The sequence below is a fragment of the Vibrio sp. 2130-1 genome, assembly GCF_033339515.1.
Genome location: NZ_JAWOUT010000638.1, coordinates 1 through 540 on the forward strand (window position 1 = coordinate 1; position 540 = coordinate 540).

Here is a 540-nt window from a genome sequence, read left to right on the forward strand (position 1 = left end):
CCACAAACTGCACAACGTCGGTCGGTTCGATTTTTACGTCTTTCTTGAAGGTGATTTTCATGTCATCGCTCAAAATTACATGGACGACTTTATCCGGTTTCGCCCCATTCGCTGGCATACCCACTGCTGACATTCCTGCCATGCCTTGCATGTTGGAGTGATCCATTTTTGAATGATCCATCGGCATATCGCCCATGTTCATGTTATCCATCGACATCGAGCCATGGTCCATTTTGCCGTGATCCATGTTGTCGTGGTTCATGTTCGAGTTATCCATTTGCGCGAATGCGCCTGCTGATACCATAGTTAGAGCAAGAGTGATAAGTGTCTTTTTCATGTTGATTTCCTTTACTGTCAATGAGGTAGTGCGCCATTGCGGTTTGTACAATGGCGCTTGTTGTTTATTTCTCTGGGTTTTGAGTTTTGTTGACTTCTCGCTGCTTCCACAGCTTGAAGATTGCTGGTAACACCAGCAGAGTCAGTAGTAGGGCTGAGGCCATGCCGCCAATCATTGGTGCAGCAATGCGCTGCATGACTTGA

Annotated in this window: 1 pseudogene; it reads right to left on the reverse strand. The window is 46.7% G+C overall.

Going from position 1 to position 540, the window contains the following annotated elements:
* Positions 1 to 337 (reverse strand): annotated as a pseudogene (locus R7Q09_RS27850) (copper-binding protein); the annotation flags it as partial.
* Positions 338 to 540: the final 203 nt, after the last annotated feature.